Here is a 23814-nt window from a genome sequence, read left to right as displayed (position 1 = left end):
GTCGATGATTTTGTACCGAGTATTAGGAGGATTAGACGATACGTTTAAATGGAAAACCACATTTCAAGGAGACACACAATTCTATGCATTCTTTGATGATAAAGATTATGAGTCTGCATCTCCTGGAGCAGATAAATATCAAAATGGGGCGTTTTTTCTGCTGAAGGACTTCATTTTGGGACTGGACCGGTATCCGCTCTATATACATGCTTTTGGTGGCGTTTCAGAAATCAGCCTTTCAAAAGTAGGAAAAACGACCAAGTTATCAAGAGGACGATACCATTATCTTCTTGAGATCTGTTCGCTCGAAGAAGTCGAACAGCTTCTCCCGCTAGCTTATTTTGATGCGTATAACGGGCAAAATGTTCTGATCACGACGGAAAAATACGTTTCGATCATCAATGATCCGGAGGACTGGTTGTTGTTTGAATTTGATTTTTCAATTCCTTCGAAGGATATCTACTATTTAATGATTGGTCACGATGCTGCCGGTTTTGATTTTATTGCAAACTTTACGGAGCATCCGTTTCAAGACAGGGAAATCATCGATGACTAAAACTGATTCAAAAACAAAAGTAAGATCAGTCTACATAATTCGTAAAAGATGAGCGTACACATCAACTTGATGTATACGCTCATCTTTTTTAGATTCCTAGATAAAAACAATCAGCGAAAATCCAATCAGGATGTTAATAAAACTAAGGACATCTGTAGTTTTGATGAAAGTAGAGGTTGCAGTTTTCTTTAGTCGATTGTTGAGAATCAGCAACACTATTGCAATGAGAGTCGTTACACCAAGCGGTGCGTTGAAGACGTTATCGGAATAAGTAAACAGGTTGGTTGCGATGTAGATGCTATTGAGGACGGAAGCGTAAAACAATGTTTGAGGCATGGGATCAACTCCAATATAGATTCATAACTCATTATACCTTCCAAACAGGAAATGACAATATTTAGGTTGTGTAACGAATCGAATCATCGAGTTGATACTTCTGAGATAGAGAACATCTGTGAGGGAGTGAATCACCCTAGAGATGCTGCTCCAATGACTCCTGCATGTCCTTTCAGTGTCGAGAGACGGATATCGATACTGGATCGGAGCGACGGATAAACTAATCCGCTGACTGCTTCAAGCAACTCTTCCCAATACAAACCAGCTGATCCGGTAACACCGCCGCCGATGACGATGACATCGGGATCAATCGTATGAATGATATTGGCGAGTCCTGTCGCCAGGTGGTTGATGAAACGAGTACGTTCTTGCGGGTCCTCCAGTAATCGTTCGATGGACGACGTCTGCTTTTCTAAAGCCCGTGATTGAAGAGCTGTGCCGCTAGCCAGTCCTTCAAGCGAACCGGCATTAAGCACAGGATGTGCCGGACCGGATGAATCGATGATCGTATTGCCGATTTCTCCAGCATATCCGTGTGCCCCACGAATGAGTTTTTTCTCATACACATATCCGCCGCCTATACCCGTACTGACGGTCACGTAATAGACGGAAGAGTACGATTGACCTGCTCCGAATAGTGCTTCGCCGAGGGCTGCGGCATTCGCATCATTCTCAAGCGACACCGGGATGTCGAACGTCGAGGATAGAGGGGTGACGAGATCGACGTCATCCCAACCCGGCAAGTTCGGAGGAGACAGGAGATGTCCCGTCTTGGCATCGAGCGGACCGGGGGCTGCGATACCGATTGTCGTCAGCTGGAATTCGTCCGAGAACAGTTGAATGGCTTGTTTGATGTGAGAGATAGTTTGTGCCGGACCGGCTGCCGGACGTGTCGGAAACGACAGCTGTTTGATGATGGTATTCTGATCGACGACGGCGACGCGTGTTTGAGTGCCGCCTAAATCGATCCCGATCCGGAGCGGGCGCATTATTTTTAGTGAGGGACCAGTGACGATCAGAAGTCCTGTTCCGGAGACAGTATGCTCGCTGTTAGCGGGTAAGAGGACTGTTGTGCCAACTGATAATTTGACACCATTTAATTCGATCGTTCCTTCGATGACCGTAATGATTTGGAACAGAGGGGATGACTCCAAGGTATGTGTCTGGCGGATGGTCCATTCTTCGACGAAGAAATCAGGTGTCTGCGTCAATCTTTTGCGGAAGGAAGATAAGAAAACAGGAGGTTCCGCGTAGTGAAAATGCGGGAAACGGATGACGCGTCGGGCTTGCTCGAGATGAAGCGAACGTTTCATTCCTGTCACAGGATCGAGACGATCATAATCATATAGCCGGTAAGTCGTATCTGAACTTTGTTGGATTTCGAGGACGACACAGCCTTTCGTCAAAGCATGGACCGTTCCGGCCGGGACATAGAAGAAGTCACCTTTTGAGACTGGGATGTGCTTCAGTGATTGGACTAAGGTTCCCTGGTCGACTGCCGTATCAAGTTCGGATGGCGAGGACAGGGAATGACCATAGATGAGAGTAGCGTTCTCAGGACAATCGATGATGTACCAACATTCGTTCTTACCGAACGGCTGGTCTTCATAGCGTCTCGCATCCGCGTCGGTCGGGTGGACTTGGACCGATAAATCCGTCGAGGCATCGATCCACTTCAGTAAAAGCGGGAAGTCGGAGTCCGTCTCCATTCCAAAAATTTCAGGGTGATTTGACCATAATTCTTTCAGCGTAAGACCTGTCAGTGTTCCGGATTGAACGGTCGTCATACCGTTCGGATGACTGGCAATCGTCCAGACTTCACCTATACGTCGTTCGCCTGAAACGGGGAAACCATACTGTCGAAGCTTCTGACCACCCCAAATTCGCTCTTTCACGACGGGTTCGAAAAAAATCGGTTCCTGCATGTCTTATTCCTCCTTCAATCTATTTTCAATAACAACTCTACACTTTTAAAAAATAAAAATAAACAAAATAATTATCAAGTATAGACATGAAAGAATAAATCCGTATAATCAAACTTGTAAGCGATTTCAAAAAAAGGAGGAATTTTAAATGAAAAAAATTATGTTGGCGTGCAGCTCGGGAATGTCGACGAGTATCCTCGTATCGAAAATGCAGGAACATGCGAAGGGAATCGGAGAAGAAGCCAAGATTTGGGCAGTAGGACAAGATCAGGCAATGAAAGAGATGGATGGTGCCGATGTCATCCTGATTGGACCTCAGATGCGTTTTCTATTATCGAAATTTCAAAAGGCAACAGATAAGCCGGTCGAAGTGATCGATATGATGGCGTATGGAATGGCTGACGGAAAAGCGGCGTACGAACAAGCCGTAAAATTGATGGGGTGAATGATATGCCAACGAATGAACAGACGATTGAACAAGTAGCATTCATGATGATTTTGCACAGCGGGAATGCAAGAAGTACGATCCGTGAGGCAATCGAAGTGTATAAAGACGGTACCTTTGAAGAGTTTGATCAATTGCTGTCCAGTGCACGTTCGCAACTGCAGGAAGCGCACCAGGTTCACTTTGGACAAGTGCAAAAGGAAGCGAACGGGGAACCGGCAACGTTGTCCCTCTTACTGCTGCATGCAGAGGACCACTTGATGTCGACGCAGACGATGCTTGATTTAACCTCGGGGCTCATCGAGCTCATGGAACATAAGTTTTCTAAAAAATAAGAAGGAGTGTTTGAGATGACTGAGAATAGTAAGTGGTTCGACCTGTTGAGTCGTTTCCTGATGCCGATGGCGGCATTTTTGAATAACAGTCGTTACCTGCAAACGTTACGTGATGCGTTCATGCTTGCTTTTCCGATTACGATGTTCGGTTCGTTGATCGTCGTCGTCGCGAATCTACCGTTTCTTGATAAGTTCATGTCTCCTGGCGTACTCGATGCCTTCAAGACGTCACTCGGGAATGCACCGTCCGCGACGATGGGAATCATGTCATTGTTTGTGGTATTTGGAATTGGCTATTATCTTTCTAAAAGTTACGAAGTCGAAGCCGTATTCGGTGGTGTCATTGCTTTAGTCTCGTTTTTATTACTTACTCCGTTTTTTGTTTCAGTTGAAAATGTCACAGGTCCGGTCGGAAACGTCATCCCGCTCGACCGCTTAGGTGCGAAAGGCATGTTCCTTGCCATGATCACCGGATTCTTGGCAGGAGAAATCTACCGCTTCGTCGTGCAGAAGAACTGGACGATCAAAATGCCGTCCGGCGTGCCGACTGCGGTCGCCAAATCGTTCTCGGCTCTCATCCCGGCCTTGTTGACCCTCACTACCTTCCTCATGATCAACATTGCGGTCACTTCTATTTTGAACACGAACTTACACGATCTCATTTTTGACCTTGTCCAAAAGCCGCTCGTCAATCTAGGAAACGGACTCGTCCCGACCTTGATTGCCATCTTCTTTGTCCAGCTGTTCTGGTTCTTCGGTCTCCACGGTCAGGTCATCGTCAACTCGGTGATGGATCCGATCTGGAATACGCTGTCACTCGAAAATCTGAACGCCTACACGTCAAACGGAGAAATCCCGAACATCATCAGTAAACAGTTCATCGAAATCTATACCGTCGGGATCGGCGGATCAGGTTCGACCCTGGCTGTCGTCGTCGCTATTCTGTTGTTCATGCGTTCCAAACAGTTAAAACAAATCGGGAAGTTGTCAATCGGACCGGGTATCTTCAATGTCAATGAACCGATGATTTTCGGACTCCCGATTGTCATGAACCCACTGATCATGATTCCGTGGATTTTCGCACCGATGATTACCGTCACCGTGACGTACTTCGCCATGTCAACGGGTCTCGTTCCGCCTCCGACCGGTGTCGCCGTCCCGTGGACCGTCCCGATGTTCATCAGCGGCATGATGGCCACGAATTCCCTGGCCGGCGGATTATTACAACTCGTCAACTTCGCGATCATCATGGCCGTGTGGTTCCCATTCCTTGTCTTCATCGATCGTCTGAACCTGAAAAAGGAGAGAGAAGAGGCGAAGACCATACAGGAAAAAGATCAACAAATCGGTTGAGTGAAAACTACAGATAGGATGTGCATACGATGAATCAGATTGAAAACATGACCGGACAAACAAAAAAGTATACTTTTCCGACTGACTTTTGGTGGGGAACGGCTGCCTCCGCCACGCAAATGGAAGGGGCGGCAGATGAAGCGGGGAAGGGTCCGAACATTTGGGACTACTGGTACGAGCAAGAGCCCAACCGATTCTTTGACGGGGTCAGTGCGAACATAGCGTCTAATTTTTATCACCGGTACGAAGAGGATATCGCTTTGATGAAGGAACTGGGACACAACTCTTTCCGACTGTCGATTTCCTGGTCACGGCTGTTCCCGACAGGTGAAGGGAAAATCAATCCATTGGCCGTGGACTTCTATAATCGTGTGATCGATGAGCTGATCCAGGCGGATATCGAACCATTCGTCAATCTATACCATTTCGATATGCCGCTGGCGCTGCAACAAAAAGGTGGATGGGAGAGCCGGGAGGTCGTCATGCACTACGTTGATTATGCCAAGACCTGCTTCGAGTTGTTCGGTGACCGCGTATCGAAATGGTTCACGCATAACGAGCCGATCGTCCCGGTCGAAGGTGGATATTTATATGATTTCCATTATCCGAATGTAGTGGACTTCAAAAGAGCCGTTCAGGTCGCGTATCATTCGATCCTATCAAGTGCGCTCGCCATCAAGGCGTATAAGGATTCAGACCAGACGGGCAAGATCGGTATCATTCTGAACCTAACGCCTTCTTATCCGAGAAGTCAGAATGAGGCAGACGTTCAAGCTGCTTATTTAGCGGACATCCTGTTCAACCGTTCCTTCCTGGATCCATCCGTGCTCGGGACCTTCCCGCAAGAACTGATCAATCTGTTAGAGGAACAAAACGCTCTACCGGACATGGAAGAAACGGACCGGCAGATGATTGCGACACATACTGTCGATTTGCTCGGCATCAACTATTACCAGCCGAGACGGATCAAGGTGAAGGAGCATCTGCCGAACCCCGCAGCACCTTTCATGCCGGAGCATCTGTTCGATTATTACGAGATGCCGGGACGTAAAATGAACCGCCACCGCGGATGGGAGATTTATGAGAAAGGTGTCTATGACATCCTGACGAACTTGCGTGAGAACTATGGAAACATCGAGTGCTTCATTTCGGAGAACGGCATGGGCGTCGAGGGAGAAGAACGGTATCGTGATGCGGACGGAAGCATTCAGGATGATTACCGGATCGATTTCATCGCGGAGCATCTCAAGTGGGTCCATCTTGCCTTACAAGAAGGTGCGAACGTCAAAGGGTATCATCTTTGGACGTTCATGGATAACTGGTCATGGAGCAATGCGTATAAAAACCGATATGGCTTCGTCGGGGTGGACTTGGCCAGTCAGACCAGAACGGTCAAAAAAAGTGGACATTGGTTCAAACAATTGATAGAAGAAGATGGTTTCATAAAATGATGAAAGATAATCAGGGTATATCTAGCCCTGATTATCTTTTTTTGTTATATTATTCTTATATGTCTATACATGGGGTGGAATCATGTCTACAAAAAAGAAACCAAAGTATGAAAAAATCGCGGATGAGTTACGCGAACGAATCCTCAACGGCGGATATGATGTAGAAGAAGCCATGCCGGATGAGATTCAACTGGGACAGGAATTCGAAGTCAGCCGAATGACGATGAAACGCGCACTGGAGATTTTAGTACTGGAAGGCATCATCTACCGGCAACGAGGGCAAGGCACGTTCATCCTGCCATCGAATTTTTCGCAGGGAAGAATCAATGTATTGAATAAAGAATCGCAGGGGTTGACGAAACTGCTCGGGGAACGGGCGGTGAAGAGTGAAGTCTTGCAGTTCGAGGTCCGCTTCCCGGAAGCGGAAGTCGCCCGCCACTTGATGATTGAGAAAACCGATCCGGTCTACGAGATACGCCGTGTCCGGTATGTGGAAGAAGAACCATACGTCATTGAACATACGTTCATGCCTTCATCACTGATCACCGGATTGACGAAAGAAATTCTGGACAGTTCGATTTACGGGTACATTCAGGAAGAACTCGGTTATACGATCACCAGCTCACACAAGATGATTCGCGCAGACAAACCGAACCAGTGGGATCGTGAATATCTAGGGAACGAAGAAACCGATCCCGTGATTGAAGTCGAACAAGTCGTCTTTCTCGGAAACGGAAAACCGTTCGAATATTCATTTTCGCGGCATCGATATGATAAATTTGTATTTACGTCTGTTCATATCGGTCGCTAAAAAAGAATAGGTAAGTTATCTCAAAGAGCTCAACTAGGGTAAACGGGCACTCAATAGTCGATCACAAGTTAAATGTCATTAAAAAACAGGCTGTATTCATTTTCGACATCGAAATGTATACAGCCTGTTTTTTTATGTGTTTATATACTTACGCACACGTAAGTCTCAGCTCCCTGATTTATAGATATCATGAAAATACCGATTTTAATAATCAAGGTCACGACCTTCTCATCTTAGATGTCAGTAATCAGAGGATAGTTACCGGTGCGATACCGTTATTCAATTCACCCTTCAATCTACCTTGATTAAGAAAGCAAACTGACCATCGCCATTCTCAGACCATCTTGCTTGAAGTTCATAGGCATATGTTCCGGCTTCTTTCGGTGTTACGAGTTGATTATTTTTTAACGTAACCTTGTTACCGGTCTCCTTGTTAAATCGAAGGATTTTGATTGTATCAGGTTCTGGATCGAAGGAAATCTGGATTTTCTTGTTCGGCATGACGGTGACCGGTTTACTTTTTTCAGTCATGTGTAAACCGTCTACATAGATTTTGTCTACGCATTGGCCGCTAAACATGCCACTCCAGCAAAATGTCCCTTGGACCGTCGGAATACTTTTTCCCTGTACCTCGACACGGGGATCGGGTGGTTCATCACGGAAGGGTTCGAATTGAACAAACAAAGCAATGATGATAATCACAGAGCCGATTAATAAAAATTTACGCATCTGAAACTGTCCTCCTTTGCAAATGATATCTTAAAAGATCAATCGTATTCTTAATCAGATAATCTAATATGCGTTAAACTGAAATTTGGCTTACATTGTATATCAATTTTCGTTTTTCCTGAATTGCCTCTGATTTTTAAACACTCATTTTCATTTCTTATTGATTCTATATGATATAGTTCAAAATCGAAGATCGTCCACCTGTACTTATCATTACTTAGACTGACGTCACATTTATGTTCATATTGTGAGATATACAATAATAGCTGAAATCCGAGTTTGTCTACCTTCTTATACATATAAAAACCGGCACCTTCCTGATAAAGTTCTTCCGGTTCGGATTCGAATAACTCAAGCAGTTCGTATTCATCATAAAACATGTTTTTCTACTCCTTCATTTTGTAGTTGTTGTATATAAGTACCGCGGTGATGACTTTCATGAGGATTTCGTTCTTAAGGTTAAGGAGTAGTTATATTTGTGTCTGATTTTGATAAAACTACTGGAATCAAGCAAGGTGATCTTGCTTGATTCCTTTTGGAGGTTCTAAATGACAATCGAAGTGATTAAAAATATTAGCGTTTTATTTCGTGAAGAAGCGAAAAGACCAGTTTCATTGTTGGACTATCTTAAACTAAATGATTTACGAATCAATGAACTTCTGGAAGATGAAAATAGGAATGGTGAATTTATTATTGAATTCGAGCTGGAACAAGACACCATCACATTATCTTACGAAATGCATGAGCTGGAAGAAACATCACAAGTAGAATACATCGTGTATTTCATCTGTAAGTGGAAATGGATTTGGGAATGGTATTCGAAACGATTTTTAGAATACGACATACCATTTAGCGTTTATCCGACGATCATCGATTATGCGAAAGCCCGTATACGTCCACTCGAATTAATGGAAGAAAAGATTCTAGAATTAGAGGGATTTACAAAAGAAGACTTACTCTTTTATTATGGCTCAGGACCGTTCGATGACTTTGAGGAAGCCAATCGAAATCTGAATCAAATTTTAGAATTTGATGAAGTGAACAATAAAGAAAACATGCGAAAACAAGGACTTTATTTTGACCAGGAGATGGAAAGATGGATTCAGATTCCGAATTCTCTCGACATCATCGAAAATGTAATTCGGGCATTATCCAACGTAAGTTTAAGAGAAGATTGAAATCCTTTTACTAAGTAACCATTCTACAATGATAAATTTTTCGGCATGTATGTATCATTCCAGAATATCTTGGTACTTGTAGCCCTTTAAAATATCCTGTTGATCTGCAACTGTCCATTCCGATATGGAACGGTCAGGATTCGTTTTAAAGTAGTGATCCATGATATCCCGTCCTAAGATATAGTTACTCCATTGGGGAATATCCTTTTGGTGATTACCGCCTACAACTTCTTCATAAGTAGCTTCACCGCTTTCAATCAGACTGGCGACATGTTTCTTGGTCTTGTCATCCATCGGTACGTTCCACGGCGGTGAAACACCCTTGACGACACGATCGGCAAAGGCATCTGCCTTACCCTCAGTGATGATTGAATCAAGAACCGCATTCATTTTAAATTCGGCGGTATCGTGAAGAATCAAATGATGGTATTCATGCGCGACTGTATACGCAAGTACATCCTTATCAAAGTTTGTATCGAGATACAAAATGAACGTGTCTTTATATGCTCCGGCAAATACTCCCTTCATGGATTCACTCATGGACCCATCTTCCGAGTTGGTAGGTACGATGAAAATCGTACTTTTCTTTTTAGGAAGTACCTTATTTGCAGCGGTATAGTTTTTTATGATGATATCTTTGATTTCGTCATGGTGTTTCATCAATTCATTTGTCCGATCCACCAGTTCTTGCTCGTAAACAGTTGATTGCAACATGATGTAGCCTTTTAAACTGGTTGTATCAAAGTTTTCTTTCTTTCCGATCTCATCTATGTAGCCGAGGACAGATTTCGCATAGTTTTTTTTATCCGTTTCCGGATCATTTTCTTTAAGGGATGCCTTCAGATAGTTTTGATAGGGCGTATAAAGCGGCACGATGTTTAATTCACTATCCTTGTTGATTTTCACAGTTTCCGGTTTAAATTCTTTACTTTCAGAGTGCGTCACTGTTTTTTCCGTTTCGTCTGTGCAGGATGCTAACAGCAGGAACGGGATGCAAACCAAAGGAGCAATTACTTTTTCCAACGGGATGACCTCCATCTCTTGTATTTCTATTACAGGATGGATTAATTTTACCATTCATAATTTGAAAATACAAAATTTGTAATTTTTATGATTAGCAGGATATGATAAAAGAGTTTAAGGTAAGACTAAGGATGAAGTATGTTTCGTTGATTGACGTTTCTCAACAAATCATCATAATCGTGAAACCTTTACTGGAACAAACAGGTAAAAGAATTCAAAGGGGATGATGAAATGGTACGGTGTACGAATTGCGACTACAAGTGGAAAACGAAGGACGTACTGGCTGTCGGCTTTGCAAACCATGGCAAAGACTGCCCGAACTGCGGCAAGAAGCAGTATCTTTCAAAAGATACGCAACATTACCTGTCACTCGGATACGTCAGCCTGTTTTTTCTATTGATCATGCCGTTTGTCATTAAGCTGAGTGGCCGGGAAGAATCCATCTGGTAAGCAACTGGTTGCGTGTTCAAAAAAGACGGAGCTTTTTCAGCGGCGTATACTGACAGAAAAGGGGGTGCGACGGGATGCCATCGCTCTATGAGATCGAGGTGAAAGACGCAACCGGACAGACCATTTCCTTGCAGGATTACGCCGGAGAGGTACTTCTCATCGTCAATACAGCCAGTAAATGCGGACTTGTCGGTCAGTTTGGGGATTTGCAACGGTTGTACGACAAGTATGCCGATCAAGGCGTCAAGGTCCTTGGATTTCCGTGTGACCAGTTCAACAATCAGGAATTTGCCGATCAGCAAGAAACGATGCAGTTTTGCCAGCGGAATTACGGTGTGACGTTTCCGATGTTTCAGAAGATTGACGTCAACGGCCCGGCAGAACACCGGTTGTATACGTATTTAAAGCAGCAACAGGGTGGTCTGCTGTCGTCGAACATCAAGTGGAACTTCACGAAGTTTCTTGTCGATCGCGAAGGACGGGTCGTCAAACGCTTTGCGCCGGTCGATTCGATTCAGACGATTGAAAAAACACTGGCGCGCTATGTATAATTAAACCACGTCCCGTCCGGCGCAAGCCGTCGGGCGAGACGAGTCGCATCACCCTACCTTTGGCGAGGTAGGTTTTTTTTTATCAAATATTCGTTGGCGGATCGAACGTCTGTTTAACGATATAGTCACTCATCTTATGACCGAGGTCCGTAAAAACGGGCGGACGCGGGGACAGGATATGAAAGTCCTGTTCGAAGGCTCGAATGGCGTAATGCGTCCAGTCTCGCGACGGGTCCCGCTTCAGCCCCATCCAGGCCGTCGCAAAAGTCAGGAGTGCCGAGTCCTTATACAGGACGAGCGGAACCGTATTAAACTCCACCCCGTCATCCAGTTCATGCAAATCCGACGATCGAAGCAGGACGCTGTCTGCTTCAAACGACAGTTCAAAATAATTGCAGGCGTAATCACCGCTGATAATCATGGTTTCGTCCGTATGACCGCGGAAGTAAAACGTTAATCGATTGCCATTGGCCCGATCGATTATAAAGTGATCAAGCGCAATTTGATAGTCTTCCCGGTACGTCAGTTTCTCGAATGTGATATGCATGACTGATGCCCTCCTTTAAGAGTGTTTTTCCTTGGCGAGTTCGACGATGTCCGGCTGACGTGTCGAACGCGACGACCAGATGAGCAGACCGATACCGCAGAATAGAAGTAAAATGCCTCCCCACGACAACAGACTTAACGTCTCCCCGAGGACAAACACGCCGAGCAAGGCAGCGGTCAACGGTTCACCGAGCGACAGCGTGACGGCTGTTGACGACGAGACGTGCGCAAGACCTCGTGCAAACAACAAGTAGGCAAGCCCGGTTGCGAAAATGCCAAGATGCAGACTGATGCCGGCACCGCGCAGACTGAAGACCCACGACAGATCAAACAGGAACAACAGAGGCGATAACAAGAGAGCGCTGAGTGTAAACACGACCGCGACGACGGATAGCGGAGGGTGTGTTTTCACTAAGTCCCGGCTGACAAACGTGTAGATGGCAAAGGACATTCCGGCACCGAGTGCGAGCACGATCCCGAACGGATCGACTGAAACGGATGCCAGATTCATGACTAACAGTAAACAACCGGCAATGGAAAGCAATGTCGACAGCCACCAAATCGTGCCCGGTCGATTTTTTAAGAAAATCCATTCAATCAATCCGGAAAAAATCGGCGCACTGCCGATCGCGACGACGGTTCCGACGGCGACACCGGTCATGAGGACGGCGGAAAAGAACAACGGTTGATAGGCGGCCATGCTGGCAGCAGCAAGAAAAATCGTTGGCAGCGGCCAGTCTTTCAGCGTCAGCTTTCCGGTCAATAAGGCGAGACTGAGTAAAAATAAGCCGCCGACCGCTAAGCGGACTGCGCCGATAGCAATCGGATGGACCGTTTCCGGCGCAAAGGCTTGCGACGTGCCGGTCGTACCCCAAAGCATTGCCGCCAGTAAAATCAGCAGCATCGAAGACTGTTTTTGCATGATTTACCTCCGGATTAATAGACATAGATGCTGTTTAATGATCATTTTTGATTAGAAAAAGAATACCACAGAAACAGGAAGTTCAGACCACCTAAATTATTGTTAAAATGGTAGACTAAAGGAAGATGAGGCAAAACGGCTCATACATAGAGAAGTAAGAGGGTGGATCCAATGAATCAAATCGCAGTTGTCCTTGATGGACTCAAACAAAAAATCAGCCAGGGATCGACGTTTATTCAACGCAGTTACAATTCAATCGGTCACGCCACGTTCCATTTGCCGAAACCGGTCAAACCGGAAACACTTCAAGCATTCGAAACCGCGTTCAAGCAACCGTTACCGAGCGAATACCAGACTTTTCTCGAACTCCATGACGGAGCGAAACTGTTTATGTTAGGTGACGAGGGACTGGTCTTGTATCCGCTCGAGGAAGTGATCGAAAAGACGATCGAAGCTAAGGAAGACGGTCTGATTGATGAAGACTATGATCATTACTGGATCATCGGTGAGGTGAACGAAGGGTACCTTCTGATTCATACGGATCATGCAAAAACGGAAGATACACCCTACATGTACTGGAAGTATCATGAAGGGTCAACGGAAGACACCGACGCCATCGGTCAAAACTTCGGGACGTTTCTTGAACGGTCGATCATCGCCCAGGGCGACATGTATTGGGAATTTAACATTTTCGATGTCCGGGAAGACGACTACTATGTCGAAGACGAAACCGAGCACGAGCAGGCTGGTGTACCGATTGCATCTGAGGAACGGGTCCGGATCGAAATCGAGTATCCGATTTACCGCCGGGGAGGTTTTATTGTTTCTTTCTATACATATGAAAATGGAAAAGCCCAGTTACGGTCGGAATCAAACGGTTTCGATAATTTTAAACAAATCCAACGTTATCTAGCGGGTACTTTGGATGAACCAGGATACTACTATTCTGAAATCGTCGTTTTTCAAAAAGAAGCACCGCTTTGGGAAAACGAAGATGCATATGGTGAACAGATTGCGAAACGCGTCGAACATCCACAAACCCAAATCATGCAGTATGACGGGTACCAAGCATTTGTGAACGACTTACCACGTCCGTTACCGGGCTGGGAAAAAGCATGACAGGGAGAGAATGATATGAATCAAATCGCAGCAGTACTCGGCGGGCTTCAGCAGAAAATCAGTCATGGATCAACGTTCATTCAACGGAAGTACAATGAAATCGGTCAAGCGAAATTTAATCTCCCGGAACCGGTGACGTGGGCATCGCTTGCGGCATTCGAAGCTGAATTCAATCAAAAATTACCGAGCGAATACCAAACGTTCCTCGAACTGCATGATGGAGCGAATCTGTTTATTCTCGATGATGGTCTTGGGCTGGTCTTGCATTCACTGGACCAGGTGATTGAAGCGACGAATGAAGCGATTGAATATGAATTGATTCATGAAGACTTCGACCATTACTGGGTGATTGGGGAAATCAATGAAGGGTACCTGTTGATTAACCGGGAGTTTGCGAAAACGGAGGATACACCCTATATGTATTGGGTGTTCCATGAGTTATCAACCGAGGAGGCCGATCCAATCGGCCAAAACTTCGGCACGTTTCTTGAGTATTCGATCATTGCCCAAGGGGACGTGTTTTGGGAATTTAAAGACTTCAGCATTGAAAAGGATAATTATTTCGTCGACGAAGAGACTCCGGAAGCGACCGTTAAACCCCCAATGCCGATCAAATTTGTCGATTCCGTCCGGGTCGAAATCGAATATCCGATTTCAAAAACTGATTCAGATTACGAATATACTGTCTCGATCTACGAAGGAAAGTCTGGTAAAGAACGGTTGATGTCGCGTCATGAAGGCGGATCCCGTTTTAATAAGCTAATTGAGGATGTCCGTAACCGGCTGTCTGGTCGACAATTTCATTATTCATTAATTAATGTCTTTCAGACAGAATCTCGATTTTGGGAAAATGAAGAAGAAACAGGCGACTCATTAATTATAAATGAAAGCCCGCAAAAACAAGGGCTCAGTTATGACGGCTACCGGGCCTTTGCGGACCAGTTGCCGCGTCCATTACCGGGTTGGAAATAAGCAAAGCGTTACGTTCAAAGAGCACCTTCATTTCTTCAACTCTTTTGAAACGCATGCGAAAAGGAGAAATGGAAATGAAAAAACTACTGATTATCCCAATGTTATTCAGTTTAGCCGGATGCATGTCCCTCGATATGAAACCGAGTAGTCAGACGATCGAAACGGGGTACACAGGAAGTGTCAAAGACGGGTTTGTATTTGAATACAAACTGACCAATACCGGCGATTATCCGGTGAAAGTCGACTCCCGTGCCGGTCATCTGCTCAACGTCAAGGTCCGAAAGCACGATTCGCAAAAAGTCGTCTATGACTCGTACGAAGAGGTGGAGCCGAAACGGTTGTCGAAAGAAGTGCAACCGCATAAAACGGTGACGCTGAAGAGAAAAGTCAAAGCCGGTGTCATTCCAGCGGGTGTGTATGACATTGACTATATCGTTCGTGACGATAAAGGTGAAAGCGCAGGTGGCGATAAAGAAATCAGATTAAACTAATTCAATCCAGGAGGAATAAAAATGTGGAAGAATCCAAGTTACCGCTATGGAATATGGTCATTGATTGTCAGCTTTTTCTTATTCTTAATCGTTCAAATGTATAGTGCTTATATCGAACTGTCACCCAAGTTTGATGGAGAGGCACTCGAAGAATATCATTTGATCTACTTCCCGGTTATCGCATTGATTGTGGGATGTACGTTCCTGATTGGCGGTTGGTGGAATGAGGACTTCAAACAGGAAGCACAAAAACGAGCAGCACTAGAAGCTGAAAAATCAGCAGAGTAAATGTGATTTTGGAGGAATGAAGTCAATGGTTAAAAACTTTTCGGGTTTATTGATGCTGAGAGTAGCGGGTATCGTATCCATGCGTTTCTTGTCGACCATTTTTGAAGACTGTTCTGACACTTGTCGGACTCGTCATGATCTTGCATGGCTGGGTGATGGGGTATGAACAAAAGAAGAAATAATTGTAAAATCAACTAAAATAAATCCAATAAGCAATCCATTAAAAATAAGTCCAATGATGTCCAGTTAGAGGATATCGTTGGACTTATTTTTAATGGACATTCTCTCAAAAATCAAGGCTTCACATAGAAATGTGATAAGACACATTATCAAAATAACTGAAAAATATTGATAATCTACTTCTATTTGTAAAGAAGGCTTAAATTGATTGCATTTTGGAAATGGTTTTTTAATACAAAAAATCTATATAATTTAGATGGAATGTCTAAATTATATAGAGTCAATTAAGATTTAATTCTATCAGAAAGATTTGAAAATATGTTAGTTGCTAGTTATCAATAATGCTCGGACAAAAACATTATTAGAGAGTTGCTAAAATGAAAACGAGAAAACCAACAATACCAACACTAGTTAAAATATATCCTGATGTTCGTGTTGATTTATTTTTAGTATTGGAAAATTTTAAGAGGAATATTCCTGTACTGATAATTACTAATGTAATAACGGTCATTAATATAAATATAAGCATATTCATTTTGTCATCTCCCTAATTCTATGCACGCATATAATAAATTTTAGCATTTTTCATCGCGTTCATAAGTGAAAGTAACTGCTTAACGGTATTACCATATATTCCTGCGGCAGCAAATGCAGCTGTAGCCGTCGCACCACCTGCAGTTGGAATTGATAAAACGACAGCTAAACCTGACATTAAAACTGAAACTGAAGCACCACCAATAATATTTAATTCGAGTGAATTGATTTTATCCACTTGTGATTTAAAACTATTTAAATTCCCTTTGGTAGAGGATTTATATGTAACGCTTTTTGAATTCTTGCTTAACAGTGAATCGCCCTTAGGCATGCGAATGTTCCATTTTTCTGGCTTGCTGTGAGTAATTGTATATTCATAGTTACTAAATGTATTTTCTGAAGTTTTAGAAACGGAAGCTGACTTCATTAAAAAATTCTCATCTGAAAAGTCATTACTTGTATCAGTCGAGTTAAAATCTATAACTTTAGTGGAATAACTTTGTGATTCGATAGTCATTATCTGATTTATTTTATCGAATGAAATTATCGAAGTAATATCATCTTCAGTAACTTGAATAACGTTCTCCAAAGGATTACTTTTAATTATTTTAAAATCGGAGTTTTGAATTTCGAAGTCAGACATTGCTTTAAGTATTTCTGTATCATTCTCTTGTTGACTAATCGTTGATTCTTCAGCATTTACTGAGTTAGAAAATGGTGTTAATAAAATTGATGCAGACATAGGTAAAATTAAAATTTTAGAACTTATTTTCATAGCATATCAATCCTTTATAGAATATTTTTAATTCAGATATATTTATAACACTTAAGTCTTAGAAATTACACTTACTGTTTTGTAAGATGAAATCGATTGATGTACTTTAAGAATTTTGAGAGTGGCATCGAATGGATGAAATTTATTTTCTATATTCTAAAAAGGGTAACTCATTATGAAAGTAGTAAATCTCGTGAAAATGGTGATTTTTATTTGTAAGGAGGAGTGAAAAAAAGCAGGTTTTTCTAGGAAATCAGGGTGAAATCCGGCGTAGGTGGGAGATGAATCGCCTGACTTTGCAAGACTCCAATCGTTCGATAAAATGAGTATGACGAATCAAAAGGAAAGGTGTGATTGCGTTGCTGAAGGCGTACAAGTTTCGACTCTATCCGACGAAACCCCAACAAGAATATTTTGTGAAGACGTTCGGCGGTGTCCGTTTCGTCTACAATAAGATGGATCCGATTGTATGAAGATTCGAAGCTCAATCCTGACGCGAAGCAGAAGCTCCCGACACCAGCAAAGTACAAGCCCGAATTCCCTTTCCTAAAAGAAGTCGACAGTCTTTCTCTTGCGAACGCTCAGATGGACTTAAACAAGGCGTATACCAACTTTTTTCGGGATCAGTCTGTCGGGTTTCCGAAATTCAAATCGAAGCACAACGACCGGGCCTCTTACACAACCAACAATCTAAAGGGGAGCATCCGCATCGAAGATGGTAAGGTGAAACTTCCTAAAATCGGTTTTGTGAAGTTGAAGCAACATCGTCCGTTTGATGGTGTGATCAAGTCCGCGACGGTCTCGATGACGAAGACGCGGAAATTTTTCATCTCCATCCTTGTCGATCAAGCCGAAGCGCAATGGGTCCCAGCCCAAAATAAAGTAGGAATCGACCTTGGTTTGGAGCACTTCGCCATCATGACAAATGATGAGCGTGTTTCTGAGAAAGTTGACAATCTTTGTTTTCTTCGAAAGTCCGAAGAGAAGATAAAGAAGGCGCAACGCGCCTTGTCCCGCAAGAAGATCGGGAGTAAGAACCGAGAGAAGGTGAGGATCATCCTCGCCAAGAAGCATGAAAAGATTGCAAATCAACGTCAAGATTTTCTTCGTAAGCTGTCGAAACGGATGGTTGACGATAACCAAGTCCTCGTCGTCGAGACACTTAAATCGAAGAATATGATGAAGAACCATAAGATCGCCAAATCGATTGGAGATGTCAGTTGGTATGAATTCGTCTGGCAGTTAGAATACAAATATCAAAGCGGATCAATGGAACGGGCCAACCGGAAACACATTCCGGAAGTCATCGTCCTCGGCGAAAACGAGCTTCAAAACGGGTTCTTTGACATCAAAGACATGGCGAGCGGGGCAACGACACGCATTAAGTATCCTGCCGGCTCCCTTGCGTGAGGTAAAGTTAACAAAAAAAACAGATCCTCTGTTCTTCGGTGAACAAGAGGATCTGCGTTTTTCACATAAAATGCTTACGTTGATACAGCTTCTTTTCAATCCGTGTCCAAACACGAGATGCGAGATAGACATTTCCGATTGTGATAATTAAGAGGATACCAAGCAGGATGATGCCGCTCTCATCAAAAGCGAGGAATGGTTGGAAGATTGTAAAGACAGCAATCAACAGAAGCGGCATAGTCATGCTGAGCCAAACAGAAAAAAACAACACGGGTTTCCACATATACGCCATCCTTTCCGATATACGTTCTTCTGTTAGTATATCAAAAAGTAGACCGAATATTAAAAAATAGAAAGCCAAGGCAAGGTTCGTTATGCTTAAAAGAACAGAACGATACGATGATGGGGTGAAAAGAGCAATATGGCAGAAATCATGATTATGGAAGAAAAGATTATCGAAAAGGATGCGATGAACTTAGGATACCCATTTGAAATGGGTGGAGAGTTGACGACAGCTTATCTTATTGATGTAAGCCGAATTGAAAAAGACGGAGCAGATGAAAACAAAGACTTTTTACTCGACTTCTTAATTCATCAACAGGTGTTTCCACTCTATGTCAGTTTTGTGGATGAGTACGAGTTACATGAAGAACATGACGCGTTCTTCAAGCAAAACAATCTTTCGTATGTCGTATTGGATTTAGATACACAGTTTCGAAGCGGAGAGATGAAAGTCCGTTTTAAGGAATACCATCCGTGTTATACGATTACCGTTCAAAATGCGGAAGAACTGCGTCTTGTCCTGAACAAAACCTACTGGCTGGCATCAGAAAATCTGTTTTACACGATTTCGTACTCAGACAATCTGTCATTTAAGTTGGGGGAGACGAAATGGTGGAGATTGAAACTGATTCGCCCGATTTGTGTTTTGACCATCCATGCAAACATGACCTGTTTTAAGATTGCCCATGATGGCAATGGATTTTACCTGCTGTCAAACGATGAAAACTATATACCAATTGAACACCTGGTGACCCGGCTTCCGAAAGGGACCGTCATTTCGCAAATCAATGAGGACTGGCTACTGGATGACGAAACCGATTAATCCTGGTACACGTAAAAGAAGGATGAAATTAGATATGGAGGAATGAGAGTGGAGCACGTTTTGTATTATCTGTGTATAGCTACCTGTATCGGAACGGTCGTGGCCTTTCTGTTTAATCGGTTGCAACCGGGCAGTCGTGTCTGGACAATCAGCGTCAGTTTGACCGTCTTGTTATTGGTTCTGGTGAGTGCGACCGCACTGCTTGGATGGGATGCTGCAGAGGAAAAGCTGTATCGGTCATTTAGTTTTTTAGTCATGAATATCTTTCCGCTCTGGTATGTACGAATTGAAGGGAACCATAGGAGAACAATTGTCTGGTCACTGACGCTGGCTTTGGTCGTGGTGATGTTCGGAACGATTTTAGGATGACATATGATAGAAATCATACATAGATGTTAAAAAGGGGCTGTTCATATTGAAGAAAAAAATGTTGATCATCTCCATCCTGCTGATGGTAGGCGGCGTATTTGGAAATATACTTTTTACCCGACTCGGTTATTTTCCGAATGCAGATTTTCGGATTATGAGTATTCCGTTAGCAGCGGGAGCGCATTACTTTAATCTAGGACTGGTGTTGCTTGCCATGACGCTAGTCGGGCTGGTGTTACTGCCATGGTTTCTGGAGAAAAAACAATTTTCTAAAACGGTGCTGTCACTTGTATTAATTATTTGGTTGCCTTACGCCGTCTAAACAACATGGACAGGAGCGATGATATCGTGAGCAAACTCATTAAACGCCTCCATCCCGATTCAAAGATGCCCGGGGTATCAGCCGTTGACCTGAAAAAAGCGGAACGAGCATTAGGTGTTTTGTTTCCAGATGAATACAAAGACCTTTTCTTACAGACGAACGGTGCACAGTTTGGTGAATGGAGCCTTTATCCTGTACCAACCAAACGAACAGTTTCGATCGATCTCGTTCGTCACAATGAGAAGCGTCCGGCTGGCTTGCCCGATGACTTGATTTGTATCGGTGAAAATCTAACGGGTGACAAGCTGTGTTACCGGATTCGAAAACGTTTTCTGCAGGAACTCGTCTTTAAATGGAGTGAAAAGACGGGAATTGCAAAATATCCGTCGTCTTCTTTGGAACAGTTCGTCGACTGGCATGTCCCGAAACGAAAAACGAATCAGACCTACCGAATTGGTCGTTTCATGGTAGAAGGCAACGAGCTAATCGTGACGGATCCTTATTACGGACTAGAAGAAGACACCGATTTACAGCTGATTTTGTCGAATGTGAAATCAGGCAGTTGGACCGCAGCTATCATTTACACGGAAGACGAATGGGTTAAGCAATTGCTTGCTTTTGAAGGGGACAAAAAGCGGAGCGGCAAATGGCACCGGCAGGAACAACCACTCGGCGTGGACTCGGCATTGGCCGGCATTTTTGATTGGACAGCTTATCGTCAGAATCAAGCGATGGAGTTTGAGACAGTTGTTTCTGCCGACGATCAGGCCGGTATCGTCTCATTTGGTGCCGTCTCAACGTCAGGTTTTGGAGACGGGCTGTATGACGTTGACATACAATATGATGTCTCGCGGCAAATCGTCGGCGTACGAATTGACTTCGCAGAGGACGAATGAAGGAGTTAGGATAATGGGATTGGACAATATATTGGTCGGTGAAGAAACTGCTTTTATCTTTACGTCCGAGGACAAAGGAAAAGTTCGTTTTCACTGTCATGAGGATGATGAAGAATACGCAGATGTCGATATGGATCAGCTGTTGGAAGAGTCGTGGCAGGATGGCATGGCTCTTTACAGTAAGAAAATTCGAGAATTTTTACTGGAATTGGACCACTATCCTTTGTACGTCCATAGTATGAGTGGTTCGGGCAAGATCAATATTTCACACGACACTGACAGCAGTAAAAGATTTGACCGGGGAAATATCTATCATCGATTGACCATCACTTCAGAAGAAGCATTTCTTCATCACTTTCCTAAAGCCTATCAAGATGCATACAATAACGAGAGTATACTGTTTTCAAGCGAGAAGACGGTTAAAATCGATGAGACAAAAAATGACTTTTATTTTAAAAAGTTCATGTTGAACTTCTCGGATGATGAGCGGAATTGTTTCTTCCTATGGGTGAATCATGATGGCAATGGATTTGACTTTATTTCCAATTTTTCAAATCATCCGTATCAACACGAGACGATTGAAATCGAGGACGTTGAATGAGCGGATATGGTAAAAGGAGTGCAAACGGGGGATGGAAACAGACCCGGTTGGCACTCCTTTCGTTATTCTTTCACTTCTGCAATCGTCTCGAAGATTCGTGAGTAGACATCTTTGACATTTTTATCGTTCTTTTGATTGTTATTGAGTCCATATCCCCAGTAGCGATAGCTATCCTTTTTCTCTTGCAGATAACCGGATACATAGGCATCATTCACTTCGCTCGCCTTGGCATACGTTAAATCTTCAAACACGAAGGGGAGAAATCCCTTTGTTGTCTCTAAGAAGAAGGTCGGAACATCGAGCTTCCGGTACACCTTCACGTACTTCTCTTCATCTGCCTGTTTTAAGTTATCTTTTGTGATGAACACCGCATCAAACTTTGAGGAAATCCGGTTCGTGTCCTCTAGTTCTTCAAATGAGAGTGTTGAAAACTTTACATTTTTCTCTTGCAGATCAGGCTGTTCTCCAATCACACCGATTTTTAAGTATGTTCCATCATAAGAAGAAGCTTTTACTTCTGTTGATATGTCTGAACCACAACCAGCTAGTGCAGTAGCGGCAATGAGTGAACCAAATAACAATTTTTTCATGTCAACGTTCCTTTCACGTTCGTTTAACATCACAATAATTATACCAATAATTTGGAAAAAGCACCTAAATCAAAATGAAAAAAACAGGGGTTAACAATTAAAAATAAAAATTCCCAATAATGTTATCTGATTATATAATATGAAATATAAATGGAATTTCTTTTACGACTTGTTTGGTCGGCGAAGAAAGAAAACGGGAAGACATATGAATTATATTGAGCATTTGGAAAAACACTGTGGTGACATTAAAGGAAGTTTAGAACTAGAAGATATGATGGAAGAAAACATTCGATTCCTTAAGTTTGAGAACGCCCCCATCGATAATGCGTATACGGCGACAACAATCGGCTTACTGTGGCGACCGCTCCAGTTTGAAGAGGAGCGATTTTATCATCAGGAACTGATGATGTCGGTTAGACAGCAGGAAGCAGAGGAAGATGTCATCGAATTACTATGGCGTCTGACGACGCATGCTTTGGAAACTGGACAGGCATTTGAATTGGGCGAATTTTACAGCATGCCTAAGACAGTGTTCGGACAATACGGCTTTGCAGGGGTATACGTGACGGCACCATTTTATTTTGACGAGAGTTTTTTCATCCATCATGGGGATGCCAGTTTTGATGAGCCGGAACACGTTTTGCCGGTCTGGTTTGTTCCGATTTTCGAATCGGAAGCGGACTATCTCGAGCAACAGGGCATGGATGCTTTCGACGAAATCATTGATGCAACAGAGGATGAACTACTTGACTTAACACGTCAGCCATTGATTTGAGGATCATATTCATAGAACGAAAAGCAATCATACGTTGCTGTAGAGAGGAAGAAAGCAACATGTTCGTCGATCACTACAAACAGGTTCATCATCTAGAAGTCAATATACCGAAGGATGAGCGTTTTCAAAAGTATGAACATCTCAATATTTATTTTGAGTGGGGATTCGCGATCAACCAATCAACCGAAGAAGTTGCCAGCGAGGATGCGATGTGGTTACTTGGACAAACGAATGCATTCCCGATCTGCATGGTCTTTGATGTATTTGATTTTTCGATCAATGAAACAATTGAGGTTCTCGAATCCTTCGACATACCGTATCAGACGTCAAGCAATAACGGAACAGAGATCGTTGATGGAAGAGAAGCTTCGCATGACATCAGCATACGGCTCATCGTTCATCAGGAAAAAATGTTGCGAGAAATGATTCCATTCCTGCACGCATGCGGATGTCACGGTCAGAAAAATTATCTCTATTCCGTGATCACGGACGGAACAGATGTATTATCAGCCACAGAAGACTTTCCGGGAATCGATGTCTCGTACGCTGTCGTCTCAGTCGGACCGGATGGAGAAGGTGTGGATGTCATCGGACCGAGGGAACGGATCATTCCGCTGTATCGGCAAGTGCGAAAGAGATAGATGCAGAAAGGCGCCATGATTCACAAAAGATTTGGAGAGAAAAGAACTGAAGGAAATTGTTAGCTGATTAATCGGCTACAGATACAAATTTGAAAGTCCGCTTGAATATATGAAAATGAAAGAAACGAAATTATA

At 43.4% G+C, this 23814-nt stretch carries 28 protein-coding genes and 1 pseudogene; 21 read left to right on the top strand and 8 right to left on the bottom strand.

Features of this window, described 5'->3' with window-relative positions; all coding sequences use genetic code 11:
- Window positions 1-4: 4 nt before the first annotated feature.
- On the top strand, window positions 5-556 hold the full coding sequence (locus tag MUN34_RS07930) for a hypothetical protein (RefSeq protein ID WP_247857456.1): 552 nt from the start codon (window positions 5-7) through the stop codon (window positions 554-556).
- A 467-nt stretch (window positions 557-1023) separates the two neighbouring features.
- Here the strand turns inward: MUN34_RS07930 and MUN34_RS07925 are convergent, their stop codons facing one another.
- Entirely contained in the window at window positions 1024-2817 is a 1794-nt protein-coding gene (locus MUN34_RS07925; protein ID WP_247857455.1) for a type I phosphomannose isomerase catalytic subunit, read from the bottom strand.
- 148 nt (window positions 2818-2965) lie between these two features.
- On the opposite strand from MUN34_RS07925, the gene MUN34_RS07920 reads away from it, so the two are divergent.
- The 5 genes from MUN34_RS07920 to MUN34_RS07900 all read left to right on the top strand — a co-directional run bounded on the left by MUN34_RS07920 (window position 2966) and on the right by MUN34_RS07900 (window position 7212).
- Window positions 2966-3262 (top strand): PTS sugar transporter subunit IIB, encoded by a 297-nt coding sequence (locus MUN34_RS07920; RefSeq protein WP_026828592.1) that lies wholly within the window; start codon window positions 2966-2968, stop codon window positions 3260-3262.
- Window positions 3263-3267: 5 nt separating this feature from the next.
- The gene (locus tag MUN34_RS07915; protein WP_034769915.1) at window positions 3268-3597 is read left to right on the top strand and encodes a PTS sugar transporter subunit IIA; all 330 of its coding nucleotides are present in this window, start codon (window positions 3268-3270) and stop codon (window positions 3595-3597) included.
- Window positions 3598-3612: 15 nt separating this feature from the next.
- Window positions 3613-4950 carry a PTS cellobiose transporter subunit IIC gene (celB, locus tag MUN34_RS07910; protein WP_247857454.1) on the top strand — a complete coding sequence of 446 codons (1338 nt, stop codon included), beginning with the start codon at window positions 3613-3615 and terminating at the stop codon, window positions 4948-4950.
- 29 nt (window positions 4951-4979) lie between these two features.
- A complete protein-coding gene (locus MUN34_RS07905; protein WP_247857453.1) occupies window positions 4980-6401 on the top strand; it encodes a glycoside hydrolase family 1 protein in 1422 nt (473 codons plus the stop codon).
- Window positions 6402-6483: 82 nt separating this feature from the next.
- Window positions 6484-7212: a GntR family transcriptional regulator gene (locus MUN34_RS07900; protein WP_247857452.1), complete on the top strand. Its 729-nt coding sequence runs from the start codon at window positions 6484-6486 to the stop codon at window positions 7210-7212.
- 291 nt (window positions 7213-7503) lie between these two features.
- Here the strand turns inward: MUN34_RS07900 and MUN34_RS07895 are convergent, their stop codons facing one another.
- Window positions 7504-7941 (bottom strand): hypothetical protein, encoded by a 438-nt coding sequence (locus MUN34_RS07895; protein WP_247857451.1) that lies wholly within the window; start codon window positions 7939-7941, stop codon window positions 7504-7506.
- Between the two features lie 548 nt (window positions 7942-8489).
- On the opposite strand from MUN34_RS07895, the gene MUN34_RS07890 reads away from it, so the two are divergent.
- Window positions 8490-9119, top strand: coding sequence for a hypothetical protein (locus tag MUN34_RS07890; protein ID WP_247857450.1), 630 nt, complete (start codon window positions 8490-8492; stop codon window positions 9117-9119).
- Between the two features lie 54 nt (window positions 9120-9173).
- On the opposite strand, the gene MUN34_RS07885 is transcribed toward MUN34_RS07890, so the two are convergent.
- Complete coding sequence (locus MUN34_RS07885; protein ID WP_247857449.1) at window positions 9174-10142, bottom strand: DUF2268 domain-containing putative Zn-dependent protease; 969 nt, start codon at window positions 10140-10142, stop codon at window positions 9174-9176.
- 231 nt (window positions 10143-10373) lie between these two features.
- Between MUN34_RS07885 and MUN34_RS07880 the strand changes: the two genes are divergently transcribed.
- Both MUN34_RS07880 and MUN34_RS07875 read left to right on the top strand, forming a co-directional pair.
- Window positions 10374-10592, top strand: coding sequence for a hypothetical protein (locus MUN34_RS07880; RefSeq protein ID WP_026828584.1), 219 nt, complete (start codon window positions 10374-10376; stop codon window positions 10590-10592).
- A 74-nt stretch (window positions 10593-10666) separates the two neighbouring features.
- Window positions 10667-11143 (top strand): glutathione peroxidase, encoded by a 477-nt coding sequence (locus MUN34_RS07875; RefSeq protein ID WP_131502815.1) that lies wholly within the window; start codon window positions 10667-10669, stop codon window positions 11141-11143.
- 82 nt (window positions 11144-11225) lie between these two features.
- Here MUN34_RS07875 and MUN34_RS07870 read toward each other — a convergent pair whose 3' ends face one another.
- Window positions 11226-11690: a hypothetical protein gene (locus MUN34_RS07870; RefSeq protein ID WP_026828582.1), complete on the bottom strand. Its 465-nt coding sequence runs from the start codon at window positions 11688-11690 to the stop codon at window positions 11226-11228.
- A 15-nt stretch (window positions 11691-11705) separates the two neighbouring features.
- On the bottom strand, window positions 11706-12611 hold the full coding sequence (locus tag MUN34_RS07865) for an EamA family transporter (RefSeq protein ID WP_247857448.1): 906 nt from the start codon (window positions 12609-12611) through the stop codon (window positions 11706-11708).
- Between the two features lie 171 nt (window positions 12612-12782).
- On the opposite strand from MUN34_RS07865, the gene MUN34_RS07860 reads away from it, so the two are divergent.
- From MUN34_RS07860 to MUN34_RS07845, 4 genes are all read left to right on the top strand, one after another.
- A complete protein-coding gene (locus MUN34_RS07860; protein ID WP_247857447.1) occupies window positions 12783-13730 on the top strand; it encodes an SMI1/KNR4 family protein in 948 nt (315 codons plus the stop codon).
- Window positions 13731-13745: 15 nt separating this feature from the next.
- The gene (locus MUN34_RS07855) at window positions 13746-14702 is read left to right on the top strand and encodes an SMI1/KNR4 family protein (RefSeq protein WP_247857445.1); all 957 of its coding nucleotides are present in this window, start codon (window positions 13746-13748) and stop codon (window positions 14700-14702) included.
- Window positions 14703-14776: 74 nt separating this feature from the next.
- A complete protein-coding gene (locus MUN34_RS07850; protein ID WP_247857443.1) occupies window positions 14777-15193 on the top strand; it encodes a hypothetical protein in 417 nt (138 codons plus the stop codon).
- Between the two features lie 21 nt (window positions 15194-15214).
- The gene (locus tag MUN34_RS07845; protein WP_114596040.1) at window positions 15215-15481 is read left to right on the top strand and encodes a hypothetical protein; all 267 of its coding nucleotides are present in this window, start codon (window positions 15215-15217) and stop codon (window positions 15479-15481) included.
- A gap of 733 nt (window positions 15482-16214) precedes the next feature.
- Here the strand turns inward: MUN34_RS07845 and MUN34_RS07840 are convergent.
- Window positions 16215-16970 carry a geobacillin-26 family protein gene (locus tag MUN34_RS07840; protein ID WP_247857441.1) on the bottom strand — a complete coding sequence of 252 codons (756 nt, stop codon included), beginning with the start codon at window positions 16968-16970 and terminating at the stop codon, window positions 16215-16217.
- A gap of 359 nt (window positions 16971-17329) precedes the next feature.
- On the opposite strand from MUN34_RS07840, the pseudogene MUN34_RS07835 reads away from it, so the two are divergent.
- A pseudogene (locus tag MUN34_RS07835) lies at window positions 17330-18224 on the top strand (RNA-guided endonuclease TnpB family protein); the annotation flags it as partial.
- A gap of 217 nt (window positions 18225-18441) precedes the next feature.
- Here the strand turns inward: MUN34_RS07835 and MUN34_RS07830 are convergent.
- Window positions 18442-18663, bottom strand: a complete 222-nt coding sequence (locus MUN34_RS07830; protein WP_247857439.1) for a hypothetical protein — start codon at window positions 18661-18663, stop codon at window positions 18442-18444.
- 138 nt (window positions 18664-18801) lie between these two features.
- Here MUN34_RS07830 and MUN34_RS07825 point away from each other — a divergent pair, with 138 nt between their 5' ends.
- From MUN34_RS07825 to MUN34_RS07805, 5 genes are read left to right on the top strand one after another with little or no spacing between them, the layout of a single operon-like run.
- On the top strand, window positions 18802-19485 hold the full coding sequence (locus tag MUN34_RS07825; protein WP_247857437.1) for a hypothetical protein: 684 nt from the start codon (window positions 18802-18804) through the stop codon (window positions 19483-19485).
- Window positions 19486-19533: 48 nt separating this feature from the next.
- Entirely contained in the window at window positions 19534-19854 is a 321-nt protein-coding gene (locus MUN34_RS07820) for a hypothetical protein (RefSeq protein WP_247857436.1), read from the top strand.
- Between the two features lie 46 nt (window positions 19855-19900).
- Window positions 19901-20176, top strand: coding sequence for a hypothetical protein (locus MUN34_RS07815; protein WP_247857434.1), 276 nt, complete (start codon window positions 19901-19903; stop codon window positions 20174-20176).
- Between the two features lie 26 nt (window positions 20177-20202).
- Complete coding sequence (locus tag MUN34_RS07810) at window positions 20203-21072, top strand: SMI1/KNR4 family protein (protein WP_247857432.1); 870 nt, start codon at window positions 20203-20205, stop codon at window positions 21070-21072.
- Window positions 21073-21085: 13 nt separating this feature from the next.
- Window positions 21086-21673 (top strand): hypothetical protein, encoded by a 588-nt coding sequence (locus tag MUN34_RS07805; RefSeq protein ID WP_247857430.1) that lies wholly within the window; start codon window positions 21086-21088, stop codon window positions 21671-21673.
- A 62-nt stretch (window positions 21674-21735) separates the two neighbouring features.
- On the opposite strand, the gene MUN34_RS07800 is transcribed toward MUN34_RS07805, so the two are convergent.
- The gene (locus MUN34_RS07800) at window positions 21736-22263 is read right to left on the bottom strand and encodes a hypothetical protein (protein ID WP_247857428.1); all 528 of its coding nucleotides are present in this window, start codon (window positions 22261-22263) and stop codon (window positions 21736-21738) included.
- A 205-nt stretch (window positions 22264-22468) separates the two neighbouring features.
- Here MUN34_RS07800 and MUN34_RS07795 point away from each other — a divergent pair, with 205 nt between their 5' ends.
- Both MUN34_RS07795 and MUN34_RS07790 read left to right on the top strand, forming a co-directional pair.
- Window positions 22469-23038 carry a suppressor of fused domain protein gene (locus tag MUN34_RS07795; RefSeq protein WP_247857426.1) on the top strand — a complete coding sequence of 190 codons (570 nt, stop codon included), beginning with the start codon at window positions 22469-22471 and terminating at the stop codon, window positions 23036-23038.
- Window positions 23039-23097: 59 nt separating this feature from the next.
- A complete protein-coding gene (locus MUN34_RS07790) occupies window positions 23098-23679 on the top strand; it encodes a hypothetical protein (RefSeq protein WP_247857424.1) in 582 nt (193 codons plus the stop codon).
- Window positions 23680-23814 lie beyond the last annotated feature (135 nt).

Source organism: Exiguobacterium sp. 17-1 (assembly GCF_023096305.1).
Taxonomy (GTDB): Bacteria; Bacillota; Bacilli; order Exiguobacteriales; family Exiguobacteriaceae; genus Exiguobacterium_A; species Exiguobacterium_A sibiricum_A.
This window is presented reverse-complemented; position numbering and strand designations above follow the sequence as displayed.

What these genes read in the sequence shown, in the direction of transcription:
- MUN34_RS07890 (WP_247857450.1), top strand. Translation starts at nt 8,490, where the DNA reads ATGACAATCGAAGTGATTAAAAATATTAGCGTTTTATTTCGTGAAGAA.
- MUN34_RS07880 (WP_026828584.1), top strand. Translation starts at nt 10,374, where the DNA reads ATGGTACGGTGTACGAATTGCGACTACAAGTGGAAAACGAAGGACGTA.
- MUN34_RS07870 (WP_026828582.1), bottom strand. Translation starts at nt 11,690, where the DNA reads ATGCATATCACATTCGAGAAACTGACGTACCGGGAAGACTATCAAATT.
- MUN34_RS07805 (WP_247857430.1), top strand. Translation starts at nt 21,086, where the DNA reads ATGGGATTGGACAATATATTGGTCGGTGAAGAAACTGCTTTTATCTTT.
- MUN34_RS07865 (WP_247857448.1), bottom strand. Translation starts at nt 12,611, where the DNA reads ATGCAAAAACAGTCTTCGATGCTGCTGATTTTACTGGCGGCAATGCTT.
- MUN34_RS07850 (WP_247857443.1), top strand. Translation starts at nt 14,777, where the DNA reads ATGAAAAAACTACTGATTATCCCAATGTTATTCAGTTTAGCCGGATGC.
- celB (WP_247857454.1), top strand. Translation starts at nt 3,613, where the DNA reads ATGACTGAGAATAGTAAGTGGTTCGACCTGTTGAGTCGTTTCCTGATG.
- MUN34_RS07800 (WP_247857428.1), bottom strand. Translation starts at nt 22,263, where the DNA reads ATGAAAAAATTGTTATTTGGTTCACTCATTGCCGCTACTGCACTAGCT.
- MUN34_RS07860 (WP_247857447.1), top strand. Translation starts at nt 12,783, where the DNA reads ATGAATCAAATCGCAGTTGTCCTTGATGGACTCAAACAAAAAATCAGC.
- MUN34_RS07825 (WP_247857437.1), top strand. Translation starts at nt 18,802, where the DNA reads ATGGCAGAAATCATGATTATGGAAGAAAAGATTATCGAAAAGGATGCG.
- MUN34_RS07790 (WP_247857424.1), top strand. Translation starts at nt 23,098, where the DNA reads ATGTTCGTCGATCACTACAAACAGGTTCATCATCTAGAAGTCAATATA.
- MUN34_RS07845 (WP_114596040.1), top strand. Translation starts at nt 15,215, where the DNA reads ATGTGGAAGAATCCAAGTTACCGCTATGGAATATGGTCATTGATTGTC.
- MUN34_RS07920 (WP_026828592.1), top strand. Translation starts at nt 2,966, where the DNA reads ATGAAAAAAATTATGTTGGCGTGCAGCTCGGGAATGTCGACGAGTATC.
- MUN34_RS07795 (WP_247857426.1), top strand. Translation starts at nt 22,469, where the DNA reads ATGAATTATATTGAGCATTTGGAAAAACACTGTGGTGACATTAAAGGA.
- MUN34_RS07895 (WP_247857451.1), bottom strand. Translation starts at nt 7,941, where the DNA reads ATGCGTAAATTTTTATTAATCGGCTCTGTGATTATCATCATTGCTTTG.
- MUN34_RS07900 (WP_247857452.1), top strand. Translation starts at nt 6,484, where the DNA reads ATGTCTACAAAAAAGAAACCAAAGTATGAAAAAATCGCGGATGAGTTA.
- MUN34_RS07925 (WP_247857455.1), bottom strand. Translation starts at nt 2,817, where the DNA reads ATGCAGGAACCGATTTTTTTCGAACCCGTCGTGAAAGAGCGAATTTGG.
- MUN34_RS07875 (WP_131502815.1), top strand. Translation starts at nt 10,667, where the DNA reads ATGCCATCGCTCTATGAGATCGAGGTGAAAGACGCAACCGGACAGACC.
- MUN34_RS07855 (WP_247857445.1), top strand. Translation starts at nt 13,746, where the DNA reads ATGAATCAAATCGCAGCAGTACTCGGCGGGCTTCAGCAGAAAATCAGT.
- MUN34_RS07930 (WP_247857456.1), top strand. Translation starts at nt 5, where the DNA reads ATGATTTTGTACCGAGTATTAGGAGGATTAGACGATACGTTTAAATGG.
- MUN34_RS07830 (WP_247857439.1), bottom strand. Translation starts at nt 18,663, where the DNA reads ATGTGGAAACCCGTGTTGTTTTTTTCTGTTTGGCTCAGCATGACTATG.
- MUN34_RS07905 (WP_247857453.1), top strand. Translation starts at nt 4,980, where the DNA reads ATGAATCAGATTGAAAACATGACCGGACAAACAAAAAAGTATACTTTT.
- MUN34_RS07915 (WP_034769915.1), top strand. Translation starts at nt 3,268, where the DNA reads ATGCCAACGAATGAACAGACGATTGAACAAGTAGCATTCATGATGATT.
- MUN34_RS07840 (WP_247857441.1), bottom strand. Translation starts at nt 16,970, where the DNA reads ATGAAAATAAGTTCTAAAATTTTAATTTTACCTATGTCTGCATCAATT.